Genomic DNA, 26,999 nt, shown 5'->3' with positions numbered 1-26,999 from the left:
GGTGTACTGGGCGTACTGGGAGGCGGCATGGCCGGCAGGCGTTGGATCGGCAGGCGTTGGATCGTAAGGCGTTGGATCGAGCACTGGGACCCGGAGGACGAGGCATTCTGGGCGGCGACGGGGGAGCGGATCGCCCGACGGAACCTCTTCTTCTCCGTGCTCTGCGAGCACATCGGGTTCTCGGTGTGGACCCTGTGGTCCGTGCTCGTGCTGTTCATGGGACCGGAGTACGGGCTGAGCCCCGCCGACAAGTTCCTGCTCACCTCGATGGTGACGCTGGTCGGAGCGGTCGTACGGGTGCCGTACACCTTCGCCGTCGCCCTGTTCGGCGGCCGTAACTGGACGATCGTGTCGGCGGGCCTGCTGCTCGTGCCGACCGTCGCCGCGTTCGTCGTGATGGAGCCGGGGACCTCCTTCGCCACCTTCCTGTGGGTCGGGCTGCTGGCCGGTGTCGGCGGCGGCAACTTCGCCTCCTCGATGACCAACATCAACGCCTTCTTCCCGATGCGGAAGAAAGGGTGGGCGCTCGGCCTCAACGCCGGCGGCGGCAACGTGGGCGTGCCCGTCATCCAGCTCGCCGCGCTCGCCGTGATCGGCGCGAGCGGCGGCCCCCGCGTGCTGCTGGGGATCTACATCCCGCTGGTCGTCGCCGCCGCCGTACTGGCCGCGCTGTTCATGGACAACCTCGCCACCGTGAAGAACGACACCGGCGCGGCCGTGGACGCGGCGAAGGACCCGCACACCTGGATCATGGCGTTCCTGTACGTGGGGACCTTCGGGTCGTTCATCGGCTACAGCTTCGCCTTCGGGCAGGTGCTCACCAGCCAGTTCGGCAGGACCCCGCTCCAGGCGGCCTACCTCACCTTCATCGGGCCGCTGCTCGGTTCCCTGATCCGGCCCGTGGGCGGCCGGCTCGCCGACCGGTACGGCGGCGCGCGGATCACCCTGTGGAATTTCGTCGCCATGGCCGCCGCGACCGCCGCCCTGATCGCCGCCGGGATGCGGGGGTCGCTGCCGCTGTTCGTGGCCGTGTTCGTGGTGCTGTTCGCGCTCAGCGGGCTCGGCAACGGGTCGACGTACAAGATGGTGCCCGGGATCTTCCAGGCCAGGGCCCTCGCGCGCGGGCTCGTGGGCGAGGCGGCCGCGGCGCAGGCGCGGCGGCTGTCCGGGGCCGCGATGGGCCTGATCGGGGCGGTGGGCGCGCTCGGCGGCGTCGGGATCAACCTGGCCTTCCGGCAGTCCTTCCTCGCCCGGGGCACGGGGACCGCCGCGTTCGTCGCCTTCCTCGTCTTCTACGGCGCGGCCTTCGTGGTCACATACGCCGTATACCTTCGGCGTCCGGGCGGCGAGCGGACGGCGGCGGGTCCCGCCACGGTCGGGGCCGAGCCGCGGCTCAGTCATGCCGAGGTGTGACGTAACACTGGTGACATGCCGGTGAACCGAGCCCGTCACGCGTCGTTGACAGGCTCGGTCGCCGGGACGGAACGGAACCGGACGTACGACGAGTCGAGCGCGGGACGAGAGCCATGGGCGAGGTCGAGGAACAGCAGCGAGCCGGGTGCGGGCCCCTGGCCGGGTTCACCGTGGGGGTGACGGCCGCGCGCCGCGCCGACGAACTGGGCGCGCTGCTGCAGCGGCGCGGCGCGTCGGTCGTGCACGCGCCCGCCCTGCGCATCGTGCCGCTGGCCGACGACGGCGAACTCCTCGCCGCCACCAAGGAGATCATCGGCCACACCCCCGACATCGTGGTCGCCACCACCGCGATCGGCTTCCGCGGGTGGGTGGAGGCGGCGGACGGCTGGGGGCTCGGCGAGGCGCTGCTGGGCCGGCTGCGCGAGGCCGAGCTGCTGGCGCGCGGGCCCAAGGTGAAGGGCGCGATCCGGGCGGCCGGGCTGACCGAGGAGTGGTCGCCGTCCTCGGAGTCGCTGGCCGAGGTGCTGGACCGGCTGCTGGAGCAGGGCGTCGCCGGGCGGCGGGTGGCCGTGCAGTTGCACGGGGAACCGCTGCCGGGGTTCGTGGAGGCGCTGCGCGCCGGGGGAGCGGAGGTCGTGCCGGTGCCGGTGTACCGGTGGCTGCCGCCGGAGGACCCGGCGCCGCTGGACCGGCTGCTGGACGCGGCCGTCTCGCACGGCCTGGACGCGATCACCTTCACCAGCGCGCCGGCCGCCGCGTCGCTGCTGGCGCGGGCGGAGGAACGGGGCGTGCTGGACGGGCTGTTGGCCGTGCTCGGCCAGGAGGTGCTTGCCGCGTGCGTCGGGCCGGTCACCGCCGTGGCGTTGCAGGCGCGCGGGGTGACGACCGTGCAGCCGGAACGCTTCCGGCTCGGCCCGCTGGTGCAGTTGCTGTGCCAGGAACTGCCGGGGCGGGCCCGGGTGTTGCCGGTCGCCGGGCACCGGGTGGAGATCCGCGGGCACGCGGCCCTGGTGGACGGCGACCTCAGGCCGGTGCCGCCGGCCGGGATGGCGCTGCTGCGGGCGCTGGCCCGGCGGCCGGGCTGGGTGGTCGCCCGCGGCGAGCTGCTGCGGGCGCTGCCGGGCGCGGGGCGCGACGAGCACGCGGTGGAGACGGCGATGGCCCGCCTCCGTACGTCCCTCGGCACCCCGAAGCTGATCCAGACGGTGGTGAAGCGCGGCTACCGCCTCGCCCTGGACCCGGCGAGCGACGCGAAGTACGCGGACGGGGACGGGGACGCCTGACGGCCCACGCGGGCGAAGTTCGCCGGGGCGCGTTCTTCCGGGTGCGGGTCCCGCCGGGTGCGCGGGCGAGGTGCGCCACCGTCCGGACGGAGACCTCGCGCACGTGCGCCGCGCCGCGTAGCGCACCCGGTGGTCAGGCCCCGACGAAGCGCAGCGTTTCTGCCATGTCGGCCCGGTCGGTGCGCAGTCGGGGCGCGCCGTGCTTCTCGTAGCCCACCGAGACGCCGCAGAGCAGCACGTGTCCGTCATCGGCGCCGACCACCTGACCCACGGTCTTGCGGTACATCGTCCACATCGCCTGGGGGCAGCTGTGCAGGCCCTCCGCCCTCAGCAGGAGCATGACCGTCTGCAGGTACATCCCCGCGTCCGCCCACTGTCGGGCCCTCGGCCGCGGGCCGCGTCGCCGCCGCACGCCGACAGCGGTCCTTGCCCGACGCGGGGCTTCCGGCCGTACGCCGTGGCGGGCACTGTGGAGGGGGCGCTCCTCTCGGCTCCCCGACGGTTCCTGCCTAGGCGGTGACAGGCACATGGCACTGGGTACGGCCACGGTCCCCTACGAGCCGCGCTTCGACACCGGGCGGATCTGCCTGGACCTCCTCTCCACCAGCCATCCCGGCGAGCGGCTGGACTCCCTGGCGCCGCTGCGTGCCTGGATCGCGGGGTCCGGGCTGGTTCCGCCGGGGACCGAGTTGGCGCACGCCGACCCCTCCTGGCCCGCCGCCTTCCGTGAACTGCGCGGGGACGTGGGGCGGTTGGTGCGCGGGCACCTCGCGGCGGCGGGCGCGGGCGCGGGGACGTACGCGTCGGGGGACGAGCCGCGGTCGTATCCGTCCGGCGGTGAGCCGCGGACTTACGCGCCGGGTGGCGACCCGCAGACTTACCCACCCGGCGGCGCCCCCCGTCCGTACCCACCCGGCGGCGACCCGCACGCGTGCGCACCCAGCGGTGAGCCGCACGCCTACGCACCCGGCGGCGACCCCCGCGCCTACCGTCTCGCGCTCGCCCGCGTCAACGCCGCCGCCCGCCTCGCCCCGCCCGCGCCGCGTGCCGTGCCCGGTGAGGACGGCGTGCTGGTGCGGGTGCTGGCCGGGCCGCCCGAGTGTGCCGCGCTGCTCGCGGTCGTCGCCCGGGACGCGGTCGAGCTGCTCACCGACCCCGTGGCCCGCGGCGCCCTGCGCGAATGCGCCGGCGACGACTGCCCGATCGTGTACCTGGACACATCCCGCGGGCGCCGGCGCCGCTGGTGCTCCAGCGAGGTCTGCGGCAACCGCGAGCGGGTCGCCCGCCACCGCCGCCGCACGGCGGGCACGGCGGCCCGCACGCGTACCCGGCCCGCGTGACCGGCGGCGGTGGCGGGGCGACCCAGCCCGCCTGACCCGGCGGCCCGCACCCGCACCCGGCCCGCCTGACCGGCGCCCCGCACCCGCACCCGGCCCGCCTGGCCGGCGGCCGCACGCGCACCCGGCCCGCCTGACCGGCGCTCCGCGCCAGCCCACGCGCTCCATGTGACGAGCGCCACGCCGCGTTTCGGTCCGGTTTTCAACGGGCAGCGCCCACCCGTCCCCGCCGTGGCGAAAATGTGAAGGCGTCGCGGGGGAAAAGTTCCCTCATGTCCCGCCTCGTCGCCCCGCCCCGCAGAAATCTGTCGCCTCCCTTTGAACACGCCGCCCCCCGCGTCCGTACCCGACGGCGAGCGACCGACTGGGGGAACCCCCGGACACCGGAGGTGGGCGTGCGCAAGGATGCGGCCGTGGCCAATGAACGTGGAGCGAGGGCCCGACATCGCATGTCCTCACAGCCCTCGGAACCTGACGAGGAGCTGATGCGTGCGCTGTACCGAGAGCACGCCGGACCCTTGCTCGCTTACGTTCTCAGGCTGGTCGCCGGTGACCGGCAGCGTGCCGAGGACGTCGTCCAGGAGACGCTCATCCGTGCCTGGAAGAACGCCGGCCAGCTCAATCGAGCGACCGGTTCCGTCCGCCCCTGGCTGGTGACGGTCGCCCGGCGCATCGTCATCGACGGCCATCGCAGCCGGCAGGCCCGGCCGCAGGAGGTCGATCCGTCGCCGCTGGAGGTCATCCCCGCGGAGGACGAGATCGACAAAGCGCTGTGGCTGATGACGCTGTCGGACGCACTCGACGACCTGACCCCGGCCCACCGGGAGGTGCTCGTCGAGACGTACTTCAAGGGGCGTACGGTCAATGAGGCGGCCGAGACGCTGGGCATCCCCAGCGGCACCGTCCGCTCCCGGGTGTTCTACGCCCTGCGTTCGATGAAGCTGGCTCTGGAGGAGCGGGGGGTGACGGCGTGATGAGCGGGTACGGGGGACATCAGGGATTCGGCACAGGTGGTTCGGGTATGTCTGGCTCCATGGGCTCCACGCAGGGATCACCGGCCCCGAACGAGCACGAGACCGTCGGCGCCTACGCCCTCGGGATCCTCGACGACGCCGAGGCGACCGCCTTCGAGGCCCATCTCGCCAGCTGCGAGTGGTGCGCCCAGCAACTGGACGAACTCGCCGGCATGGAACCGATGCTGGCCGCGCTCGCGGACCTGCCCGGCTCCGGCACGCCCGCGATCGGCGAGTCCCTGTCGGCCAGGCCCAGCCCGCGGCTGGTGGAGAAGCTCGTGGACGAGGTCTCCGAGCGGCGGGCGCGCAAGCGGCGCAGGTCCTTCTACCTGGTCGCCGCGGCGGCCGCGCTGATCATCGGCGGGCCGCTCACGGTGTACGCCGTCGGCGGCTCGGACGGCGGCGGGAACGCCACCGTGGCCGCGAGCCCCGCCAAGGCCGCCTTCCAGGCGATGCCGGACAAGGTGACGGCGACCGACCCGGTCACGCACGCCACCGCCACCGTCGCCCTGGAGAAGAAGGACTGGGGCACGAACGCCGTGCTGGAGCTGAAGAACGTCACCGGCCCCGAGCGCTGCTCGCTCATCGCCGTCGGCAAGAACGGCGAACGCGAGACGATCACCTCCTGGTCCGTGCCGAACTGGGGCTACGGCCTGCCGAACGCCAAGACGGAGGAGGCCAAGAGCCCCCTGTACGTGCGCGGCGGCGCGGCCTTCGACCCCAACCAGATCGACCACTTCGAGGTGATGACCTTCGACGGCCAGAAGGTCGTCCAGGTCAAGGCCTAGAGGTCCGGGTCAAGGCCTGGAGGTCGAGGCCTGGAGGTCGAGGTCCAGGCCTGGAGGTCGAGTCGAGGCGCGGGAGCCGGGGGAGAGGCCGAGACGCAGGGCCGGTGCGGCGCATTCCGCCGCGCCGGCCTCGGCACGAGCCGGGTCGGCTTCCGCCGGTGGGTCCCCTTCGCGTACGGTTGACGGCTGCCCAGCACGTCAGAAGGGGGCCCGGTGGCCGCTCAGGCTCAACAGGATTCCGCGGTCGAATCGGTTCACGACGCGGCGACCGGCACGGTGCGCGACACGACGCGCGACGCCGAGGCCGACTCCGTGCGCGACCGAGAGATCAGCGGGGAACAGGAACACCTGGACCGGGTGTACCGGCGGCTCGAGGAGAAGATCCACGAGGCCGAGTTCCTCATGCACGACGCGGCCCGGCGCGGCCAGGTCGGCACGCCCGGCGCGCTGGCCGAGCGCGACGCCCAGGTCTTCCGGGCCGGCGTCCACCTCAACCGGCTGAACAACGAGTTCGAGGACTTCCTCTTCGGCCGCATCGACCTGCTGCTCGGCAAGGACGGCAAGAAGGGGCCCGACGGCGCGTACACCGCCGTCGAGCCGGCCGAGGGCGCGGTGCGCCCCGACGGCACCGCCGACATCGCCGAGACGCTGCACATCGGCCGGATCGGGGTGCTCGACGAGGAGTACGCCCCGCTGGTCATCGACTGGCGCGCGCCGGCCGCCGCGCCGTTCTACCGCTCCACCCCGGTCGATCCCGGCCGGGTGGTGCGCCGCCGGGTCATCCGCTCCAAGGGGCGGCGCGTCCTCGGCGTCGAGGACGATCTGATGCGGCCCGAGCTGACCGCCCACCTGGACGGGCGGGAGCTGGCCGTCGTCGGCGACGGCGCGCTGATGGCCGCGCTCGGCCGGGCCCGCAGCCACTCCATGCGCGACATCGTCGCCTCCATCCAGGCCGAGCAGGACCTCGTCATCCGCGCCCCCGCCTCCTCGGTGACGTACGTCGAGGGCGGTCCGGGCACCGGCAAGACGGCGGTGGCGCTGCACCGGGCCGCCTATCTGCTCTACCAGGACCGGCGGCGGTACGCGGGCGGCATCCTGATCGTCTCGCCGACGCCGCTGCTGGTGTCGTACACCGAGGGTGTGCTGCCCTCGCTCGGAGAGGAGGGCCAGGTCGCCATCCGGGCGATCGGCTCGCTGGTCGACGGCGCCGAGGCCACCCTGTACGACGCTCCGTCCGTGGCGCGGGCCAAGGGGTCCTCGCGGATGCTGAAGGTGCTGCGCAAGGCGGCACGGGGCGCGCTGGAGCTGGGCGCGGGGGCGGTCACCGGCTCGGGGACGGGTTCCGGTACGGGTTCCGGGGCGGGTAGAGGTACGGGTCCGGGTTCCGGGGCGGGCGTCGCCGGGCAGCTCGCCTTCGGCGACGACGCCGACGGCGACGGCGACGTACCGCCGCAGGCGCCCGCCGGGCCGCCGACCCGGCTGCGGGTGGTCGCCTTCGGGCGGCGGCTGGAGCTGGAGGCGCCCGAGCTGGACCACGTCCGGCGCACCGCCCTCGGCGGCACCGCGCCGGTGAACCTGCTGCGCCCGCGCGCCCGCAAGCTGCTGCTGGACGCGCTGTGGGAGAAGTCCGGCGCGGCCGGGCGGCACAGCGACCCCGAACTGGCCGCCGAGCTGCGTTCCTCCTTCGACGAGGACGTGATGAGCGAGGACTCCTTCCTCGCGTTCCTCGACGCCTGGTGGCCCGAGCTGACCCCGCGGGGCGTGCTGGCGGCCATGGCCGACGAGCGGCGGCTCGGCCGGTGGGCGCGCCGCGTCCTCAACCCGGGCGAGGTGCGCAAGGTGGCCCGCTCGCTGAGGCGGGACGGCTACTCGGTGCACGACATCGCGATCCTGGACGAGCTCCAGGCGATCCTGGGCGCCCCGGCCCGGCCGCGCAAGAAGCGCGAGCTGGACCCGCTGGACCAGCTCACCGGCCTGGAGGAGCTGATGCCGGTGCGCGAGGAGTCGCAGCGCGAGCGGGCCGAGCGGCTGGCGCAGGAGCGCGTGGAGTACGCGCACGTCATCGTGGACGAGGCGCAGGACCTCACGCCGCTGCAGTGGCGGATGGTCGGCCGCCGGGGCCGGCACGCCACGTGGACGGTGGTGGGCGATCCCGCGCAGTCCTCCTGGTCCGACCCGGACGAGGCGGCCGAGGCCCGCGACGAGGCGCTGGGCACCCGGCTGCCGGGCTCCGCGCACGCGGGCGCGGCGAGCCGTTCGTCCCGCGCCCGGCGTTTCGAGCTGACGGTGAACTACCGCAACCCGGCCGAGATCGCCGATCTGGCCGCGAAGGTGCTGGCCCTGGCCATGCCGGGCGCCAAGGCGCCCTCGGCGGTGCGTTCCACGGGGCTGAAGCCGCGGTTCGCGGTGGTCGCGGGCTCGCTGGGCGCCACCGTGCGCGCGGAGGCCGAGGCGCTGCTGGAGCGGGTGGAGGGCACGGTCGGCGTGGTCGTCGCCATGAACCGGCGCGAGGAGGCCCGGCGCTGGCTGGCCGGGCTCGGCGAGCGGGTGGTGGCGCTGGGCAGCCTGGAGGCCAAGGGCCTGGAGTACGACGCGACGCTGGTCGTCTCGCCGGCGGAGATCGCCGACGAGTCCCCGGCCGGTCTGCGCGTCCTCTACGTCGCCCTGACCCGCGCCACCCAGCAGCTGACGGTGGTGGCGGGCGAGCGCGACGAGCCGGACGCGAGCGGGGTGCCGGACCTGCTGCGGGACTGAGTGCGCGGGGGCGCCCGCACGGCGCCGCGGGTCGGCTCCCGTACGGCTTTCCGCGGCGGAATCCTGTGAACCTCGCCGCGGGGAATGGTCTTCCCCGATCCGTTTGTTAGCCTGGACGTGACACCGGCTCGATCCAAGCCCCCGGGCCCAACCTTCGTCGCTACGAGCGACCACTTGCCGCGAGGCGAGCATGGCGGGTCGGTGTCATAAGCCTCGAAGAGGCCCACGTCGCATCCGATGTGACGTGGGCCTCTTTTCTTGCTTCCGCACCTACCGCCGTCCGGTCAACTCTCGTATGGTGGAATCCACTTTCCGAAAACGGCACCCCTCGGTGAACGCAAAGACCGCAACCCGGGGCGACTACCACGTACTCAGCGGTAGGTGCGACGATCGGACGGCACAACTCGCGACACGGTGAAAGCAGAGGAAGTCGGCCATGGCAACGGCGCCCAGCGTCTCCTACTCGATGACCATCCGGCTGGAGGTGCCCGCGAGCGGAACCGCCGTCTCGCAGCTCACCACCGCCGTGGAGTCCTCCGGAGGCTCGGTGACCGGCCTCGACGTCACCGCGTCCGGCCACGAGAAGCTCCGTATCGACGTCACCATCGCGGCCACCTCCACCGCGCACGCCGACGAGATCGTCAGCAAGCTGCGCGGCATCGAGGGCGTCACGCTCGGCAAGGTCTCCGACCGTACGTTCCTGATGCACCTCGGCGGCAAGATCGAGATGGCGTCCAAGCACCCCATCCGCAACCGCGACGACCTCTCCATGGTCTACACGCCGGGCGTGGCCCGCGTCTGCATGGCCATCGCCGAGAACCCCGAGGACGCCCGCCGCCTCACCATCAAGCGCAACTCCGTTGCGGTCGTGACGGACGGCTCCGCCGTGCTCGGCCTCGGCAACATCGGCCCCAAGGCCGCGCTGCCGGTCATGGAGGGCAAGGCGGCCCTGTTCAAGCGGTTCGCCGGCATCGACGCCTGGCCGATCTGCCTGGACACCCAGGACACCGACGCGATCGTGGAGATCGTCAAGGCGATCGCCCCCGGGTTCGCCGGCATCAACCTCGAGGACATCTCCGCGCCCCGCTGCTTCGAGATCGAGGCCCGGCTGCGCGAGGCCCTGGACATCCCCGTCTTCCACGACGACCAGCACGGCACCGCGATCGTCGTGCTCGCCGCCCTCACCAACGCCCTGCGCGTGGTCGGCAAGCCGATCGAGAACGTCCGGGTCGTGATGTCCGGCGCCGGCGCGGCCGGCACCGCCATCCTCAAGCTGCTGATCGCCGCGGGCGTGAAGAACGCCGTCGTCGCCGACATCCACGGCGTCGTGCACGCCGGCCGCGAGGACCTGGTGGACGCCGCCCCCGAGTCGGCGCTGCGCTGGATCGCCGACAACACCAACCCGGAGAACCTCACCGGCACGCTGAAGGAGGCCGTGCGCGGCGCGGACGTCTTCATCGGCGTCTCCGCCCCGAACGTCCTCGACGGCGACGACGTGGCCGCGATGGCCGACGGCGCCATCGTGTTCGCGCTCGCGAACCCCGACCCCGAGGTGGACCCGGCAATCGCCCGTCAGACGGCGGCAGTTGTGGCCACCGGCCGCTCCGACTTCCCCAACCAGATCAACAACGTGCTGGTCTTCCCGGGCGTCTTCCGCGGTCTGCTGGACGCACAGTCCCGCACCGTCAACACCGAGATGATGCTCGCCGCCGCGCAGGCCCTGGCCAGCGTGGTGACCGAGGACGAGCTGAACCCGAACTACATCATCCCGAGCGTCTTCAACGACAAGGTCGCCGGAGCCGTCGCCGGAGCGGTGCGCGACGCCGCGAAGGCGGCCGGCGCGACGGCGGGCGGCAGCTCCTCGGGCGTCTGACGCCCACGGACGGCCACCGCCCACGGACGGCAGCCCCCTGCGGACGGCCACCGCCTACGGACGGCCACCGCCTACGGACGGCCGCCCCCTGCGGACGGCCGCCGCCCACGGGCGTCTGACGCCTACGGACGGCCACCGCCGCCCAGGAACGACCGCCGACGACCGGCTGACGGCCGTCGGCGGCGGCCGACCCGCCGACGCCCCGCGGCCGGCGCGAGCCCCCCGGTGCGCCCGCGCACCCCGCGCCCGCGCCGGGCGTGATGATCGCCACGGTGCGCCCGGATCCGGCGCGTCGTGGGCGGCGCTGTCAGTGGCGCCCCCTATCGTGATCGGCCAGGCCCTGTCGCAGGCCCCTTTTCGTGTGACTCCCAAGGGTGTTCTCACGACTCCTGGGGGTGCCGGATTGGCTTTCCCGCCGCAGGTGGGGGCAGGATGCCTCCCTGGGCGCGAGGGTCTGACGAGGGACCCGGGTCCGGGGACCCACCAGGACCCTGGCAGCATCGGCTTGGCTGGCCCAACATGCGGCTCCGCCGCGTGGCACGCCTCAATGGCAAGAAGAACACGGGAGTAAGAACATGAACCGCAGTGAGCTGGTGGCCGCGCTGGCCGACCGCGCCGAGGTGACCCGCAAGGACGCCGACGCCGTGCTGGCCGCGTTCGCCGACGTCGTCGGCGACATCGTCTCCAAGGGGGACGAGAAGGTCACCATCCCTGGCTTCCTCACCTTCGAGCGCACCCACCGTGCCGCTCGCACCGCCCGCAACCCGCAGACCGGCGAGCCGATCCAGATCCCGGCCGGCTACAGCGTGAAGGTCTCCGCGGGCAGCAAGCTCAAGGAAGCCGCCAAGGGCAAGTGACTTTCGTCCGTACGCCGCACGAGGGCGTACGGGGCCCGCTAGGGCCGACCACGACGTCGATGGGGCGGCCCCCTTCCCAGGGGGCCGCCCCATCGACGTACGCGCCGCTGTGAGCCGTTCCGGGGCCTCGCCGCCGGCACGGCTCACAGCGGAGAGGACTATCCGAGCGCCTGGCCCGGCAGCTCGACCTTCGCGCCCAGCTCGACGAGCTTCTCCATGAAGTTCTCGTAGCCGCGGTTGATCAGGTCGATGCCGTGGACGCGGGAGGTGCCCTGCGCCGCGAGGGCCGCGATCAGGTACGAGAAGCCGCCGCGCAGGTCCGGGATGACCAGGTCCGCGCCCTGCAGCCGGGTCGGGCCGGAGACGACCGCCGAGTGCAGGAAGTTGCGCTGGCCGAAGCGGCAGTCGGAGCCGCCCAGGCACTCGCGGTAGAGCTGGATGTGCGCGCCCATCTGGTTCAGCGCGGAGGTGAAGCCGAGCCGGGACTCGTAGACCGTCTCGTGGATGATCGACAGGCCGGTCGCCTGGGTGAGCGCCACCACCAGCGGCTGCTGCCAGTCGGTCTGGAAGCCGGGGTGCACGTCCGTCTCCAGCGCGATCGACTTCAGCTGGCCGCCCGGGTGCCAGAAGCGGATGCCCTCGTCGTCGATCCGGAACGCGCCGCCCACCTTCCGGTAGGTGTTCAGGAACGTCATCATCGAGCGCTGCTGCGCGCCGCGCACGTAGATGTCGCCCTCGGTGGCCAGCGCCGCCGACGCCCAGGACGCGGCCTCCAGCCGGTCCGCGAGCGCGCGGTGGTTGTAGCCGCCGAGCTTGTCCACACCGGTGATGCGGATCGTGCGGTCGGTGTCCATCGCGATGATCGCGCCCATCTTCTGCAGCACGCAGATGAGGTCCTCGATCTCCGGCTCGACGGCCGCGTTGGACAACTCCGTGACGCCCTCGGCCAGTACGGCCGTCAGCAGCACCTGCTCGGTCGCGCCGACCGACGGGTAGGGCAGCCGGATCTTGGTGCCGCGCAGCCGCTGCGGGGCCTCCAGGTACTGGCCGTCCGCCCGCTTCTCGATCGTCGCGCCGAACTGCCGCAGCACGTCGAAGTGGAAGTCGATGGGCCGGCCGCCGATGTCGCAGCCGCCGAGGCCGGGGATGAAGGCGTGGCCGAGCCGGTGCAGCAGCGGGCCGCAGAAGAGGATCGGGATACGGCTGGAGCCCGCGTGGGCATCGATGTCAGCCACGTTGGCGCTCTCCACCCGGGTCGGGTCGAGCACCAGCTCGCCCGGCTCCTCGCCCGGCCGGACCGTCACGCCGTGCAGTTGCAGCAGGCCGCGCACGACACGGACGTCACGGATGTCCGGAACGTTGCGCAGTCTGCTCGGCTCGCTGCCCAGCAGAGCGGCGACCATGGCCTTCGGCACGAGGTTCTTCGCACCGCGGACACGGATCTCGCCCTCCAGCGGGGTTCCGCCATGGACAAGCAGGACATCGTCGTTGACGCTCATGTATCTCGCGTTCCGATGAGTTGGGCAGGGGCGGCCGATCACATGGGTCAGGGGCCGGAGAGACAGAGTAATCGCCGCGCACCCCCCTGAAGTAAGCCCGAGGACGGCCCGGGCACGTCATGGCTGTGTCACAACACGAACCGTGCCAGACCGGACACATGGGGTCACCGGTCCGGCCGTGCGCCGTCCCACGCTCCCACACCCCCGTGAGCTGCCCTCACTCCGCCGGACCGATTGCCTCCCCACGCCGGGGGAAGATGCGGGATCATGTCTGGCATGACCGAGGTGTCCTCGCTCACAGGACGGCTGCTCGTGGCCACACCCGCCCTGGCGGACCCGAACTTCGACCGCGCGGTGGTGCTCCTCCTCGACCACGACGAGGAGGGCTCCCTGGGCGTGGTCCTCAATCGCCCCACCCCCGTGGACGTGGGCGACATCCTGGAGGGCTGGGCGGACCTGGCGGGGGAGCCCGGCGTCGTCTTCCAGGGCGGCCCGGTGTCGCTGGACTCGGCGCTCGGCGTTGCCGTCATCCCCGGCGACGGCCCCGGCGAGCGCGCCCCGCTGGGCTGGCGCCGGGTGCACGGCGCGATCGGCCTGATCGACCTGGAGGCCCCGCCCGAGCTGCTGGCCTCCGCCCTCGGCTCGCTGCGGATCTTCGCCGGGTACGCGGGCTGGGGGCCGGGCCAGCTGGAGGACGAGCTGGCCGAGGGTGCGTGGTACGTCGTGGAGTCCGAGCCCGGCGACGTGTCCTCGCCGGCGCCCGAACGGCTCTGGCGCGAGGTGCTGCGCCGCCAGCGCAACGAGCTGGCGATGGTCGCCACGTATCCGGACGACCCGTCGCTCAACTGATACGCGCCGGTTTCAGTACCCTTTCCGTATGAGCACTCTCGAGCCCGAGCGCGGGACTGGTACGGGGACCCTCGTAGAGCCGACGCCGCAGGTGTCCCACGGCGACGGCGACCACGAGCGCTTCGCCCACTACGTCCAGAAGGACAAGATCATGGCGAGCGCCCTGGACGGGACGCCCGTCGTGGCGCTGTGCGGCAAGGTGTGGGTGCCCGGCCGTGACCCGAAGAAGTACCCGGTCTGTCCGCTCTGCAAGGAGATCTACGAGTCCATGAGCGGCGGCGGCGACGAGGGCAAGGGCGGCGACAAGTAGCCGCGACGCGGCCGCGCACGCGACACGACGCCGCCCCGGGAGTGGTCCAGACCTTTTGGTCCAGACCTCTTGTGGGCGGCGTCGGCAGTCCCTAGGCTCCCCCCGTGGCCCAGGACGAGTTCACGGACGATGTCATCCCGGCGCCGCGCGTCACCGCCGCTTTGAACGACGGCACGGCGGTGCTCGACGCGGACACCACCCTGTGGGCCGGCCCCGGCACGGCCACCGCCGAACGCTGGCTGCGCGGCACCCTCGGCGCCGCGCTCGGCCTGCCGCTCGCGCCCGCCGCCTCGGCGCAGGCCCCGAACTGCGTACGGCTGCGCGTGGACGACACGCTGGAGCCCGAGGAGTACCGGCTCTTCGCCGCCGAGGCCGGCGTCGAGATCGCGGGCGGCGGCGCGGCCGGCGTCTTCTGGGGCGCGCAGACCCTGCGCCAGCTCCTCGGCCCGGACGCCTTCCGGCGCGCCCCCGTACGCCCCGGCGCCGCCCGTACGATCCCGCCCCGGGCCATCGGCGACGCGCCCCGCTTCCGCTGGCGCGGCCTGCTGCTCGACGTGGCCCGGCACTTCCTGCCGAAGGACGGCGTGCTGCGCTACCTCGACCTGATGGCCGCGCACAAACTCAACGTCCTGCACCTGCACCTGACGGACGATCAGGGCTGGCGCGTCGAGATCAAGCGGTACCCGAAGCTGACCGAGATCGGCTCGTGGCGCGCCCGGACGAAACTCGGCCACCGGCTGTCCTCGCAGTGGGAGGAGAAGCCGCACGGCGGTCACTACACCCAGGACGACCTGCGCGAGATCGTCGCCTACGCCGCCGAGCGGCACATCTCCGTCGTCCCGGAGATCGACCTGCCCGGCCACTCCCAGGCCGCCATCGCCGCCTACCCCGAACTCGGCAACACCGACGTCGTCGACACCTCCGCCCTCACCGTCTGGGACGACTGGGGGATCAACCCCAACGTGCTCGCCCCCACCGAGGACGTCCTGCGCTTCTACGAAGGCGTGTTGGAGGAGGTCCTCGACGTCTTCCCGGCGGACGCGGGCGAGTTCGCGCCGTTCGTGCACATCGGCGGCGACGAGTGCCCCAAGGACCAGTGGCGCGCCTCGGCCACCGCGCAGGCCCGCATCCGGGAACTCGGGGTGGCCGGCGAGGACGGTCTCCAGGCCTGGTTCATCGGCCACTTCGACGCGTGGCTCGCCGCGCGCGGACGCCGGCTCATCGGCTGGGACGAGATCCTGGAGGGCGGCCTCGCCAAGGGCGCCGCCGTGTCCTCCTGGCGCGGTTACGCGGGCGGGATCGCCGCCGCGCGGGCCGGCCACGACGTGGTCATGTGCCCCGAGCAGTACGTGTACTTGGACCACCGCCAGGCCCCGGGCGAGGACGAGCCCGTGCCGATCGGCTTCGTGCGCACCCTGGAGGACGTCTACCGGTTCGAGCCGGTTCCCGCCGGGCTGGACGCAGAGGCCGCCGCGCACGTCCTCGGCGCCCAGGCCAACGTGTGGTCCGAGGTGCTGGAGAACCAGGCCCGCGTGGACTACCAGGCCTTCCCCCGCCTGGCCGCCTTCGCCGAGGTCGCCTGGAGCGCGCTGCCCGCGCCCGGGGAGCGGGACTTCGCCGGGTTCGAACGCCGGATGACCGCCCACTACCACCGCCTGGACGCCCTCGGCGTCGGCTACCGCCCGCCCGCCGGCCCCCACCCCTGGCAGCGCCGGCCCGGCATCCTCGGCCGGCCCCTGGACGGACCGCCGCCGCAGCGGTGACCGGACCGCCGCCGCCCTGCCCGGGCGCGAGGAGACGTGATGACCGGAGGGCGGTCGCCCGCTCGAACTGGCGCCCAGGATCGAACTGGCACCGGAGAAATCCCCGCAAGAGTCAGCGAAGGGCGCTGATTCGCCCGCACCGGTGATGCCGTGGCAAAACGGTCCATGTCCCCGATGAGGTGGGCGATCCGCGCGTGACGGACCCGTGTCCGCGAGCCCTGCGAAGATGTGCCAGAGTTGCCACGTCCGCCCTGTCAGGTCGTACCGTACGGCAACACAGGCGGGACCAGTGGGGCAGCGGGAAGGGGCAGCCGGTTTGACCACGCACGCACCGCGGACGGCGCAGGCCGTCACGTTGCCCACGACGCTGGACGAGGCCGTGGCGGCGCTCACCGCCATGCCCGCGGCCGTGCCCGTGGCCGGCGGCACCGACCTCATGGCCGCCGTCAACTCCGGGCAGCTCAGGCCCGCCGCGCTGGTCGGCCTCGGCCGGATCAGCGAGATCCGCGGCTGGCAGTACCAGGACGGCCACGGACTGCTCGGCGCGGGCCTCACCCACGCCCGCATGGGCCGCCCCGACTTCGCCGCGCTGATCCCGGCGCTCGCCGCCGCCGCGCGCGCCGCCGGGCCGCCGCACATCCGCAACGCCGGCACCCTCGGCGGCAACATCGCCTCGGCCGCCCCCACCGGGGACGCGCTGCCGGTGCTGGCCGCCCTGGAGGCCACCGTGGTCATCGCCGGTCCGGGCGGCGCCCGCCGGGAGATCCCGGTGTCGCACCTGCTGGCCGGCGTGGAGATGCTGCGCGCGGGCGAGCTGATCGGCTACGTGCGCGTACCGCTGCTGCACGCGCCCCAGGTCTTCCTGAAGGCGACCGGCCGCACCGGCCCCGGCCGCGCGATCGCGTCCGTGGCGCTGGTGCTGGACCCGGCGCGGCGCGGGGTGCGCTGCGCGGTGGGCGCCATAGCGCCGATGCCGCTCAGGCCGCTGGACGCCGAGCAGTGGGTGGCGCAGCTCATCGACTGGGACAACAACCGGGCGATCGTCCCCGAGGCGCTGAGCGCCTTCGGCGAGTACGTCGCCGCGGCCTGCATCCCGGACCCGGTCCCGGCCGCGGACGGCTCCGTGCAGCAGCTTCCGCCCGCCGTACTGCACCTGCGGCGCACCGTCGCCGCGCTGGCCCGACGAGCACTGGGGAGGGCGCTGTCGTGACCGACGACCAGCACGCGGAGGGCGCGCCCGACAGCGGCGGCCGCTGGAACCCGCTGCCGCAGGGCGACTACGACGACGGCGCCACCGCGTTCGTCAAGCTCCCCGAGGGCGGCATCGACGCCCTCCTGGCCGCCGACAGCCCGCTGGCCGCGCCCGGCCACGGCTATGTGCCGCCGCAGATAACGGTGGCCTCCGCCTCGCCCGAGGCCACCGACCCGGCGGCCACCGGCAGCTGGGCCGTGCCGGGCACGCCCGCCGCGGGAACCCAGTGGCCCGAGGCGAACGCGCTGCCGCAGGACGGCGACGGCGGCGAGGGCGGCGACCGCTTCACGTACCGGCCGGGCGCCACCCAGCAGTGGAACTTCCAGGAAGCGCCGGGGCAGCACGACACCCAGGCCGGTCAGCCGGCCGCCCCCGGGCACGATGTGACCGGACAGTGGTCGATCCCGGTCGCCGGGGGCGAACTCCCCGACGAGTCGGGCGAGTTCACCACCTCGTCCCTGGTCCAGCAGTGGGGCGGCACCCCGCCGGCCACCCTGCCGGGCGGCGCGCCCGCCCCGTGGGCGACCCAGCCGCCCGCGCAGCCCTGGGACCGGCCGCAGGAGCAGCACGCCGAGCACGCCGAGCATCCCGAGGGCGGTTACGAGGACCGGCCCGCGGCGGACGCGTACCGGGCGGACCCCTCGGTGGCCGACCCGCACGCGGAGGAGCCGGCGCACGCGCACGGCACGGACGCGCCCGCGGCGGACGCGCACCGGGTCCCCGGGACCGCCGGACACCCGGAGACCGCGGGCCACCCCGAGACCGCGGGCCACCCGGAATCCGCCGGACACCCGGAGCCCGCGCAGGCCGTCGGGCACGCTCCCGGCGCCTCCGCCTCCGCCTCCGCCTCCGCCGCCGACGCCGGTGCGCCGGGCGCGCACGCGGGCGCACCGGACGGACACGCGGCCGACCCCGGGCACGGGCACGACGCGCGATCCGCCGACGGGCAGGACGCCGGGGCCGCCGCCCACGGTCGCGCCGCCCGGCCCGCCGACGACCACTCCGCCGCCCCCGGCGAAGGACGCACCGCCGACCCGGCCCACGGACACGACCCCGTCCGCACCCACGAACCGGAGGGCGCGCACCGGCACGACGGCGCGCCCGCTCACCCGCACCACGCCGCCCCCGAGTCCGGCCCCGCCACCGCCCCGGCCCACGAGCGCGGCGAGGCCCCCGAAGGCCCCGTAGAGGCCCCCGCAGGGCCCGCTGAGCCGTCCGGGGACCCGGAGGGCGCCGAGGGGACCGCCCTCGGGGCCACGGCCCCCGAAGAGGCCGCCACGGCCGCCGGGACGGCCCGGGCGGCCGGACCCGCCGACGGGTCCGCGTCCCCGGAGACCGAGCCGGACGCCGAGCAGGACGCGGCCTCCGACGCCCCGGCCCATGGCGGCCCGGCCCACGACGGCCCGGCCGCTGAAGACCAGGCCCCGCAGACCGCCCAGGCCCCCCAGGACGACCCACCCCCCGCGCCCCCGCAGGACGAACACCCCCTCGCCTCCTACGTGCTGCGCGTCAACGGCGCCGACCGGCCCGTCACCGACGCCTGGATCGGCGAGTCGCTGCTGTACGTGCTGCGCGAGCGGCTCGGTCTCGCGGGCGCCAAGGACGGCTGCTCGCAGGGTGAGTGCGGCGCCTGCAACGTCCAGGTCGACGGCCGGCTCGTCGCCTCCTGCCTGGTGCCCGCCGTCACCGCGGCCGGCAGCGAGGTCCGCACGGTCGAGGGCCTGGCCGCCGACGGGCAGCCCTCCGACGTGCAGCGGGCGCTCGCCCGGTGCGGCGCCGTGCAGTGCGGCTTCTGCGTGCCCGGCATGGCGATGACCGTGCACGACCTGCTGGAGGGCAACCCGAACCCGACCGAGCTGGAGACCCGCCAGGCGCTGTGCGGCAACCTGTGCCGCTGCTCGGGCTACCGGGGCGTCCTGGACGCGGTCCGGGAGGTCGTCGCCGAGCGCGCCGCGGACACCGGCGAGGACGCGGCCGAACCGGACGGCGACGAGCCGCGTATTCCCCGTCAGGCGGGCCCGGGCGCCGGGGGCGTGCACTCCTCGGTGTTCGACCCGCAGCAGCAGCACCCGCAGCAGCACCCGCAGCACCCGCACGACTCCTACGGCCAGGACGGACCCGACTCCTACGGCCAGGACGGACCCGACTCCTACGGCCAGGACGGAAACGGAGGCCAGGCGTGAGCAACGAAGCCGTCGCCGCTGCCGCCACGGAGAGCGCCCCCGCGCCCGAGCCGCTGCCGCACGGCATCGGCTCCTCGCTGCCGGCCGCCGACGCCCGCGCCAAGACCGAGGGCACCTTCCCGTACGCGGCCGACCTGTGGGCCGAGGGACTGCTGTGGGCGGCGGTGCTGCGCTCCCCGCACCCGTACGCGCGCATCGTGTCCATCGACACCAGCCACGCGCGCGAGATGCCCGGCGTGCGCGCCGTCGTCACCCACGAGGACGTGCCCGGCAGCCCGCTGCACGGCCGGGGCCGCGCCGACCGCCCGGTGTTCGCCTCCGAGGTGGTGCGCCACCACGGCGAGCCCATCGCGGCCGTCGCCGCCGACCACCCGGACACCGCGCGGATGGCCGCCGCCGCCGTCACCGTCGAGTACGAGGTGCTCGAACCGGTCACCGATCCCGAACAGGCCTTCGAGGCCGAGCCGCTGCACCCGGACGGCAACCTGATCCGGCACATCCCGCTCCGGCACGGCGACCCGGAGGCGGTCGGCGAGGTCGTCGTGGAGGGCCTGTACCGCATCGGCCGCCAGGACCCGGCCCCGATCGGCGCCGAGGCCGGTCTCGCGGTGCCCCGCCCCGACGGCGGCGTCGAGCTGTACGTCGCCTCCACCGACCCGCACGCCGACCGCGACGCCCTCGCCGCCTGCTACGGCCTGGCGCCCGAGCACGTGAAGATCGTCGTCACCGGCGTGCCCGGCGCCACCGCCGACCGCGAGGACCAGGGCTTCCAGCTGCCGCTCGGCCTGCTGGCGCTGCGCACCGGCTGCCCGGTGAAGCTGACGGCGACCCGCGAGGAGTCCTTCCTCGGGCACGCGCACCGGCACCCGACCCTGCTGCGCTACCGCCACCACGCCGACGCCGAGGGACGGCTGGTGAAGGTCGAGGCGCAGATCCTGCTGGACGCGGGCGCCTACGCCGACACCTCCGCCGAGGCGCTGGCCGCCGCCGTCTCCTTCGCCTGCGGCCCGTACGTCGTCCCGAACGCCTTCATCGAGGGCTGGGCGGTGCGGACCAACAACCCGCCGTCGGGCCATGTGCGCGGCGAGGGGGCCATGCAGGTGTGCGCCGCGTACGAGGCGCAGATGGACAAGCTGGCCAAGAAGCTCGGCGCGGACCCGGCCGAACTGCGGCTGCGCAACGTGCTGGCGACCGGCGACGTCCTGCCGACCGGGCAGACGGTCACCTGCCCCGCCCCGGTCGCCGAACTCCTCCAGGCCGTGCAGGAGCACCCGCTGCCGCCGCTGCCCAAGGACACCCCCGAGGACGAGTGGCTGCTGCCCGGCGGCCCCGAGGGCGCGGGCGAACCGGGCGCGGTGCGCCGGGGCGTGGGCTACGGCCTCGGCATGGTGCACATGCTCGGCGCGGAGGGCGCCGACGAGGTCTCCACGGCCACCGTGAAGGTGCACGACGGCGTGGCGACCGTGCTGTGCGCGGCCGTCGAGACCGGCCAGGGCTTCACCACGCTGGCCCGGCAGATCGTGCAGGAGACGCTCGGCATCGACGAGGTGCATGTGGCCCCGGTCGACACCGACCAGCCCCCGGCGGGCGCGGGCTGTCGCGGCCGGCACACCTGGGTGTCGGGCGGCGCGGTGGAGCGGGCGGCGAAGATGGTCCGCACCCAGCTCCTCCAGCCGCTCGCGCACAAGTTCGGCATGTCCACCGAGCTGCTCCAGATCACCGACGGCAAGATCACCTCCTACGACGGCGTGCTGTCGACCACGGTCACCGAGGCGATGGACGGCAAGGAGCTGTGGGCGACGGCGCAGTGCCGCCCGCACCCCACCGAACCGCTGGACGAGGCCGGCCAGGGCGACGCGTTCGTGGGCCTCGCCTTCTGCGCGATCCGCGCGGTGGTGGACGTGGACATCGAGATCGGCTCGGTACGGGTGGTGGAGCTGGCCGTCGCGCAGGACGTCGGCCGGGTGCTGAACCCCGCGCAGCTGGCCTCCCGGATCGAGGGCGGGGTCGCCCAGGGCGTGGGCATCGCCCTCACCGAGAACCTGCGCACCCCGCGCGGTCTGGTCCGTCACCCCGACCTCACGGGCTACGCTCTGCCCACCGCGCTGGACACCCCCGACATCAAGATCGTGAAGCTGGTGGAGGAGCGGGACGTGGTGGCGCCGTTCGGCGCGAAGGCGGTCAGCGCGGTGCCGGTGGTGACCTCGCCGGCGGCGATCGCCTCGGCGGTGCGCGCCGCCACCGGACGCCCCGTCAACCGCCTCCCGATCCGCCCGCAGGCCGCGGTGGTCACCGGCGCGTGACGGGCTGTTCTCCGGGCGTTCGCGCAGGCGGGGGGCGTTGTCAGTGGTGCGGCGTAGTGTGCGGGGCAGTGGGGACGAGGGGCGGCCGCGGCCGGCCGCCGCGGCGTCCCCCGCCCGGGAGCGGGGTGGGCCCGGGCCGGCGAACCGATCCGCACGGGGGAGCGATGACCATGACGACCTGCACCGCGACGAGGCCGACGGCCCCGCCGCCTGCCGCCCTCGCCCCGCCCGCCGCGTACGGCCCCTGCGTCTCGTACGCGTACGACCCGATCGCCGCGGGCCTGGACGACCTCCTCGCCCTCGGCCCGCACGCCCCCGGGACGGACGGGGACCGGCTCTTCCTGGCACCGCCCCTGCGGACGCTGCTGCGCTTCACGGCGCTCGCCGAGGAACTGGCCTCCCTGCGCGCCCGGTTGGCGTCCCACGCGGCCGGCGACGGCCCGCGGGCGGCAGCTGAGGCGACCCGCCGCCTCCTGGCGGCCCTGGCGGAGGCGGCCGATGGCGAGAGCGCGCCGTACCGCAAGGCGGCGGCCCTGCTCCGCCCCCTGTCCCTGACCGCCCCCGCCCCGCACCCGGACTTGGTGCTGAGCCTCCCGCACCGCTTGCTGGCGCAGGAGTTCGGCGCAGCCGCGGTGGTCCGCTTCGAGGAGATCGACTTCCCGCCCGCCCTCACCCACGAGCCGACCCGTCGCTTCCTGCGCGAGACGGGCCTGCCGGAGCCCGAGCGCGTCTTCCGCCCGGCCGACCCGGGCGACGCCCCGCTCCCGACGCTCACCGAGCCCCCGCAGCCCTGCGAACTCCCGCCCGCCGCAGACTGGTTGATCCGCCTCGGCGACCTGACCGGGGACGCGGAGGCGGTGCTGGACGGCGCCACGGGCGAGGTGTGGCTCCGGACGGCCCAGGGACCAGCCCTCCACCCCCTGGCGAAGGACGTCTCGACCCTCACCTGCGCCCTCTGGCTGCTGCACGGCGAAGACCGGGACACCGCCCCGACGACGGACGCGTACGACCGCCTGGCCCTCCTGCTGCACCACACGCTGACCGCGATATCCGCCCCGCCCACGCCGCCGGCCGCCACCTGGCACTTCTGGACGAGCCTGCTGTCCGGGGAAGCGCCGGCCACGCCCTGACGCGGCCGCACACCACGATGCGCGCCGCACACCACGATGCGGGCCGCACACGACGATGCGGGCCGCACACGACGATGCGGGCGGCACGCCGTGAAGCGCACCGCCCGCATCGCTCTCGAGGCCGTGGCGGGAATTGAACCCGCGTACCTCGCTTTGCAGGTTTGTCGGTGCTGGTCACGGTGTCGTTCAGGCAGGTTCGCGGGCGTTCAACTCCGGACCGACGTGGGAGCGGGGACGGCGAGGTGAACGTCTCCGGACGGTCGCGTACGGCTAGGAACGAGACGGAAACTGAGACGGGGCCAGGCCGCTCCAGGTCCGCCCCGGCGACACCGTGCACAGTCCTTGTACGTGCTCGCTTCTGGCATCCTCTGCGGACGGTGTGCACATGCCCGCCTTGCTGTCACGTCTCGCCGCCGCAGCGTGGCCGGCATCTTCGCAGCCCACCTCAGATTCCGCTCAGAACGGGTGGATCCATTGAGTCCGCTGGGCATCATGCTGCGCATGAAGTCCAAGGCGAGACAGACCATACTCGCCGTCGTCCTTGCCCTCGGGGTTGTCGGGTTCGCGCTTCTTTTGTGGCGTGGCCCGTGGTGGATCGACGGTTCCCACCTCCGCAAGAAGGATCTCCAGCCCGCTGACGGTGTCGTAATCACCGGATTCCGCACCATGCTCGTAGCGGTTGGCGCAGGAGTCATCGCGGGACTTGGCCTCTACTACACGCATAAGAATCATCAACACACGGAAAAACTTTTCACGCACACAAGAGAGAAGGACCGGGAGCAGGCCGAAATTACCCGTGAAGGCCAAGTAACCGAGCGCTACGTCGAAGCCATCAAACTACTGTCTTCCGACAATCTCACACAACGGCTGGGTGGAATCTACTCACTCGAACGCATCATGCATGATTCCGAGAGAGACCACGCTCTCGTAATTGAGGTACTGGCAGCTTTCATTCGAGACCTCTCATTCCAAGATCTCGTGAATGCGGAGGCTCAAAATGCGGCATACAGTGCTTATCGTCACGGAGCCATCAGAGATGATTTGCAGGCAGCATTGACTGTTCTAGGGCGTCGCCCTGCCCGCAAGGAGCCATTTGATATTGATTTGCGAGGCGTAAGGCTCCCCAGGGTCAACCTCACTAGGGCGAATTTGTCTGCCGCGGACCTTCGGGATGCTGATCTGTCCGGGGCCTTGCTGTATGAAGCGAACCTAGCCGGAGCAGAACTTGAGGGAGCCAATCTAAAGGGCGCCCAGATGGCTGGAGCTCAGATGCGTGAGGCTCTCCTCATCCGCGCTGATCTAACAAATGCAGACTTATCTATGGCAAGCCTTCACTCGACACAACTGTACGGAGCCGTGCTCACCAGCGCTCTACTTTCTGGGGCTGACTTGTCAGGTGCAGATTTCGCTAGAGCCGACATGAGGGGAGCGAATCTGAGCGGCGCACACATAAACGGCGCACACTTCGTAGAGGCAAATCTCGATCGAGCCTACCTGATGCATGTCAGGGATGGTTCGGATGGAATGTTCGTCGCCGCTCACCTTACATCAACCACTACATTGCCTGACCGGCTATCTAATTCGCCGATTATCGTTGAGCGAATCAGAGAATGCGAGAGCAGAGTCAGCAAATCCTCGCAATTGGGAACGCCGAAAATGGACCCATCAACCAAGGAAGTGCCGAAAAATTAACCTATTGGGTCGGCGCAGCCATGGGGCCAAATAGAGGTCGGCGGAACGGCTTTGGTCTGGAGCTGCTCGCGCCAAATTGGCTGCCTAAAGCTGTGGAGCCGACCGGCCCCAGCCCCAGAGGATTTTTCCTGTCTTCGTCTGCATGCACGCAGCGCGCCGCCGTGCGCGGCCAGCCGGGGCGCAGGCAGGAGGCAGGCCGCGCCGTGCGCGGGCCTTGATGTGGTAGGCACAGTTTCACCGCGTCCTCTTTCGGGGTGATGCACGGCTCGACTGTCATCCTGCCTCTGAGGGTGCCACCGTGATGACACCGCAAGATAGGACCGTATTGAGGCCGCGCCTGCGGCGCTATCAGGCGGGGGAATGATTGAGCGCTTCGGCTACCGCGGTCATCGCGGAGATAACGACGTCCGCGCCGGCATCGCTCAGGGAACGATCTTTGCCCGGCTTATTGGCGAAGCCGATGGAGTGGCCGCCGGTGGCCTTGCTGGCTTCCACGTCCGTCACGGAGTCACCGATGAGGGTGCAGTCATGGGGATGCACAGCCAGTTGGGCAGCGGCCTTCAGCAACGAGTGAGGGTCCGGCTTCATCGCGTCTGGCCAGTACGGAGCACGACCGACAACCGTATCCACGAGGTGACGTAGATCGTGCAGCATAAGGAAGGCCCGCACGCAAGCCGTCGAGTTATTGCTGACGATGGCTACCTTCCGCCCGGACAACTGAGCAGCCTTCAGAGCAGCTACCGCATCTGGGATAGGCGGCCCTGCTAGTTTGACGGCCGTCACCTCCGCTTTGGTCAGCTCTTCTTCAATTTCCCGGAGGGCGGGTTCTCCCCCCTGGGGAGCAAGACGCAGGATCTCCATCGGGTCATCGACGCCGGATGCCTTGGCGCCAAGCGCTGCGTCGTGTCGAACCAAGGTCTCCGCGAGGTGGCGGGCGACTTCGGCGGCCGGGCGTCCCGCGAACACATCGCAGACAGGCCCATCGAAGTCAAAGAAGACTGCCCTGGTGGCTCGGATGACGTCGAGGAGCTGACTACTTCCCATTAGGGTCGAAATCCCTTCCGATGGTGTCCCAAACACTGTCGAACCACATGCGCGCCTGGTTGACCTGTTGGGCTCCGCTGGACGAATCACCCTCGTTGAGCGAGTAGTGGAAGAGCGTGGCGTCTGCCCCCACCAAGTCGTAGATCTCTATGGCTTCGCCTTGGACTACAACCTTGTTCGGCCGGATCGGGTAGTACCCGAAGAAGGCGTCCTCTTGGTTGATCACGTAAAGCTTGAAGAACTGCGTGCCGCTGTGGGTACGCACGCTCACCCTAGCGTCAGCGACGAGCCCTAGGACGCTCAGTTCGTGCATCGTGTTGGAGATGCTCCGAGTGAAGCTGACCATCATGTCGTGCATGCGGGCTCGCAGGCGCGGGTCGTCGGCTCCGTCCTCGCGCCGGACGGGTGCAGCCTGAGGCACTGACATATCCGGCACCAAGATGCGGATGTTGATGCTCGTCGGGGTCAGGCGTCCAACGCGGATCTTGTCGACGGGTTCCTGAAGTGCTCCGTGCAGTGTCTCGCTGGAGAATCCGGCGAAGTCGATCGACACGTTCGGGCTTGCGAACGCCTGCTCCACATAGGGACGTAGACCCGCCGGCCGTTCGGTGCGGTTGCGTACGTACACGCCGCTGCCCTTGCGGGACACGACAAGCCCCTCGTCCTCCAGTTCGCGGAGAGCCCGTTGGATTGTGGCGCGAGCGAAGCCGTAGATCTCCGTCAGCTCCTTTTGCGACGGGATCTTGTCACCAGGCCCTAGCTTCCGCATCCGAATGGCGGCGCTGAGAGAGCTCGCCACCTGCTCGTACGGCGGCCGGTCATCGTCCGGATCAAGGGGTTCGGGCGTGAAGGTCATGCCCCGATGCTACGACCCTCCCCCTCGATTGGGACAGCCAAGATAGTCAGGTGTTGACGTGGCTAGCCAGGATGGCTACGTTGGTCTCATCCCGACCGGGCTAGCCAAGTTGGTCATCCTGGTTGGGGCTGCCACCGACGTTCGCGCCGTGGCGGCGCTAGCCGGTCGGGAGTGCCCGGCAGTGGGCGGCGGTAGTTGCTCGCTTCGTGCCCTGAGCTGGTCGTTCTTTGAGAACTGCATAGGTGGGCCCCGTCTCCCCGAGTCGAAAAGACGGCCCGCGCGGCACGGATCCGCGCCCCCTTGTTCCTGCGATCTGCGGGAGGTCGGTGTGCATCGACGACTACTGAGGCGCTGCCGGTACGGACCGGCCGGCGGCGCCCGTGCAGTGATCCCGGTCCGTTCCTGGTTTCGCAGCGCTGACGCTGCGGCCGGCTGCCTCTCCCGCCCGTCCGGACCGCGCACTGCGCGAGGCCGTACGGGCGAGGGCGCGGGGAGCCGGGGCCGGTCCACCGGCCGCTCTCCAGCACCTACGACCACGTCAGGAGCCCTGCATGTTCGGCAAGAAGGCGCAGCAGACGACCGACCTGACCAGCCCGGAGAACGTGAAGAAGGGCCAGGAGGTCTACGACCGGATCACCTCCGGCAAGTGCAAGGACGCGGCGGCCGAGCTGAACGCCGCCTACGGCCGCACGGCGAAGCGCGGCTGACCTCACCCACTCACCCATGAACGGCGAGCGGTCCCCGGGGCGCAACCCGGGGACCGCGTTCGGGCCGTTGCCACCTGCTAGGGAGAACCACGA

General features: G+C 72.4%; 20 protein-coding genes and 1 pseudogene. 17 read left to right on the top strand and 4 right to left on the bottom strand.

All coding sequences use genetic code 11. The features are described 5' to 3' along the window. Positions 1-27 precede the first annotated feature (27 nt). Both K7787_RS11150 and K7787_RS11145 read left to right on the top strand, forming a co-directional pair. Entirely contained in the window at positions 28-1,413 is a 1,386-nt protein-coding gene (locus K7787_RS11150) for a NarK family nitrate/nitrite MFS transporter (protein WP_223001307.1), read from the top strand. Positions 1,414-1,526: 113 nt separating this feature from the next. After that, entirely contained in the window at positions 1,527-2,696 is a 1,170-nt protein-coding gene (locus tag K7787_RS11145) for a uroporphyrinogen-III synthase (protein WP_009188891.1), read from the top strand. A 133-nt stretch (positions 2,697-2,829) separates the two neighbouring features. On the opposite strand, the pseudogene K7787_RS31695 reads toward K7787_RS11145, so the two are convergent. After that, a pseudogene (locus tag K7787_RS31695) lies at positions 2,830-3,144 on the bottom strand (nitroreductase family protein); the annotation flags it as partial. A 79-nt stretch (positions 3,145-3,223) separates the two neighbouring features. Here K7787_RS31695 and K7787_RS11135 point away from each other — a divergent pair. From K7787_RS11135 to K7787_RS11110, 6 genes are all read left to right on the top strand, one after another. After that, positions 3,224-4,036: an ABATE domain-containing protein gene (locus tag K7787_RS11135; protein ID WP_223001306.1), complete on the top strand. Its 813-nt coding sequence runs from the start codon at positions 3,224-3,226 to the stop codon at positions 4,034-4,036. Positions 4,037-4,422: 386 nt separating this feature from the next. After that, positions 4,423-5,007 (top strand): sigma-70 family RNA polymerase sigma factor, encoded by a 585-nt coding sequence (locus K7787_RS11130; protein ID WP_009188888.1) that lies wholly within the window; start codon positions 4,423-4,425, stop codon positions 5,005-5,007. After that, entirely contained in the window at positions 5,007-5,834 is an 828-nt protein-coding gene (locus K7787_RS11125) for an anti-sigma factor family protein (protein ID WP_009188887.1), read from the top strand. Before K7787_RS11130 ends, K7787_RS11125 begins: the two co-directional genes overlap by 1 nt. A 213-nt stretch (positions 5,835-6,047) precedes the next feature. Continuing rightward, a complete protein-coding gene (locus tag K7787_RS11120) occupies positions 6,048-8,588 on the top strand; it encodes a HelD family protein (RefSeq protein ID WP_223001305.1) in 2,541 nt (846 codons plus the stop codon). Between the two features lie 436 nt (positions 8,589-9,024). Beyond that, a complete protein-coding gene (locus K7787_RS11115) occupies positions 9,025-10,461 on the top strand; it encodes an NAD-dependent malic enzyme (protein WP_223001304.1) in 1,437 nt (478 codons plus the stop codon). Positions 10,462-11,036: 575 nt separating this feature from the next. Continuing rightward, positions 11,037-11,318, top strand: coding sequence for an HU family DNA-binding protein (locus K7787_RS11110; RefSeq protein ID WP_003990598.1), 282 nt, complete (start codon positions 11,037-11,039; stop codon positions 11,316-11,318). A 158-nt stretch (positions 11,319-11,476) separates the two neighbouring features. On the opposite strand, the gene murA is transcribed toward K7787_RS11110, so the two are convergent. Beyond that, positions 11,477-12,817 carry a UDP-N-acetylglucosamine 1-carboxyvinyltransferase gene (gene murA / locus K7787_RS11105; RefSeq protein WP_009188884.1) on the bottom strand — a complete coding sequence of 447 codons (1,341 nt, stop codon included), beginning with the start codon at positions 12,815-12,817 and terminating at the stop codon, positions 11,477-11,479. Positions 12,818-13,093: 276 nt separating this feature from the next. On the opposite strand from murA, the gene K7787_RS11100 reads away from it, so the two are divergent. From K7787_RS11100 to K7787_RS11065, 8 genes are all read left to right on the top strand, one after another. Beyond that, positions 13,094-13,666, top strand: coding sequence for a YqgE/AlgH family protein (locus K7787_RS11100; RefSeq protein ID WP_043260892.1), 573 nt, complete (start codon positions 13,094-13,096; stop codon positions 13,664-13,666). Positions 13,667-13,694: 28 nt separating this feature from the next. Next, positions 13,695-13,976 carry a DUF3039 domain-containing protein gene (locus K7787_RS11095; RefSeq protein ID WP_009188882.1) on the top strand — a complete coding sequence of 94 codons (282 nt, stop codon included), beginning with the start codon at positions 13,695-13,697 and terminating at the stop codon, positions 13,974-13,976. A gap of 104 nt (positions 13,977-14,080) precedes the next feature. Continuing rightward, positions 14,081-15,739, top strand: coding sequence for a beta-N-acetylhexosaminidase (locus tag K7787_RS11090; RefSeq protein WP_223001303.1), 1,659 nt, complete (start codon positions 14,081-14,083; stop codon positions 15,737-15,739). Positions 15,740-16,055: 316 nt separating this feature from the next. Further along, positions 16,056-16,949, top strand: coding sequence for an FAD binding domain-containing protein (locus K7787_RS11085; RefSeq protein ID WP_019980661.1), 894 nt, complete (start codon positions 16,056-16,058; stop codon positions 16,947-16,949). Beyond that, positions 16,946-19,174, top strand: a complete 2,229-nt coding sequence (locus K7787_RS11080; protein WP_223001302.1) for a 2Fe-2S iron-sulfur cluster-binding protein — start codon at positions 16,946-16,948, stop codon at positions 19,172-19,174. The genes K7787_RS11085 and K7787_RS11080 overlap by 4 nt, the downstream gene beginning before the upstream one ends. Further along, positions 19,171-21,477, top strand: coding sequence for a xanthine dehydrogenase family protein molybdopterin-binding subunit (locus K7787_RS11075; protein WP_223001301.1), 2,307 nt, complete (start codon positions 19,171-19,173; stop codon positions 21,475-21,477). Before K7787_RS11080 ends, K7787_RS11075 begins: the two co-directional genes overlap by 4 nt. A gap of 170 nt (positions 21,478-21,647) precedes the next feature. Continuing rightward, on the top strand, positions 21,648-22,607 hold the full coding sequence (locus tag K7787_RS11070) for an SUKH-4 family immunity protein (protein ID WP_247720764.1): 960 nt from the start codon (positions 21,648-21,650) through the stop codon (positions 22,605-22,607). Positions 22,608-23,108: 501 nt separating this feature from the next. Next, the gene (locus K7787_RS11065) at positions 23,109-24,299 is read left to right on the top strand and encodes a pentapeptide repeat-containing protein (protein ID WP_223001299.1); all 1,191 of its coding nucleotides are present in this window, start codon (positions 23,109-23,111) and stop codon (positions 24,297-24,299) included. Positions 24,300-24,647: 348 nt separating this feature from the next. On the opposite strand, the gene K7787_RS11060 is transcribed toward K7787_RS11065, so the two are convergent. Together K7787_RS11060 and K7787_RS11055 are read right to left on the bottom strand one after the other, a co-directional pair. Continuing rightward, complete coding sequence (locus K7787_RS11060; RefSeq protein ID WP_223001298.1) at positions 24,648-25,343, bottom strand: HAD family hydrolase; 696 nt, start codon at positions 25,341-25,343, stop codon at positions 24,648-24,650. After that, positions 25,333-26,199, bottom strand: a complete 867-nt coding sequence (locus tag K7787_RS11055) for a winged helix-turn-helix domain-containing protein (protein ID WP_223001297.1) — start codon at positions 26,197-26,199, stop codon at positions 25,333-25,335. Before K7787_RS11055 ends, K7787_RS11060 begins: the two co-directional genes overlap by 11 nt. A 551-nt stretch (positions 26,200-26,750) precedes the next feature. On the opposite strand from K7787_RS11055, the gene K7787_RS11050 reads away from it, so the two are divergent. Then, a complete protein-coding gene (locus K7787_RS11050; RefSeq protein WP_223001296.1) occupies positions 26,751-26,906 on the top strand; it encodes a hypothetical protein in 156 nt (51 codons plus the stop codon). The last annotated feature ends 93 nt before the right edge of the window (positions 26,907-26,999 follow it).

Origin of the sequence: Streptomyces sennicomposti, from assembly GCF_019890635.1 — a bacterium.
Classification (GTDB): domain Bacteria; phylum Actinomycetota; class Actinomycetes; order Streptomycetales; family Streptomycetaceae; genus Streptomyces; species Streptomyces sennicomposti.
This window is presented reverse-complemented; position numbering and strand designations above follow the sequence as displayed.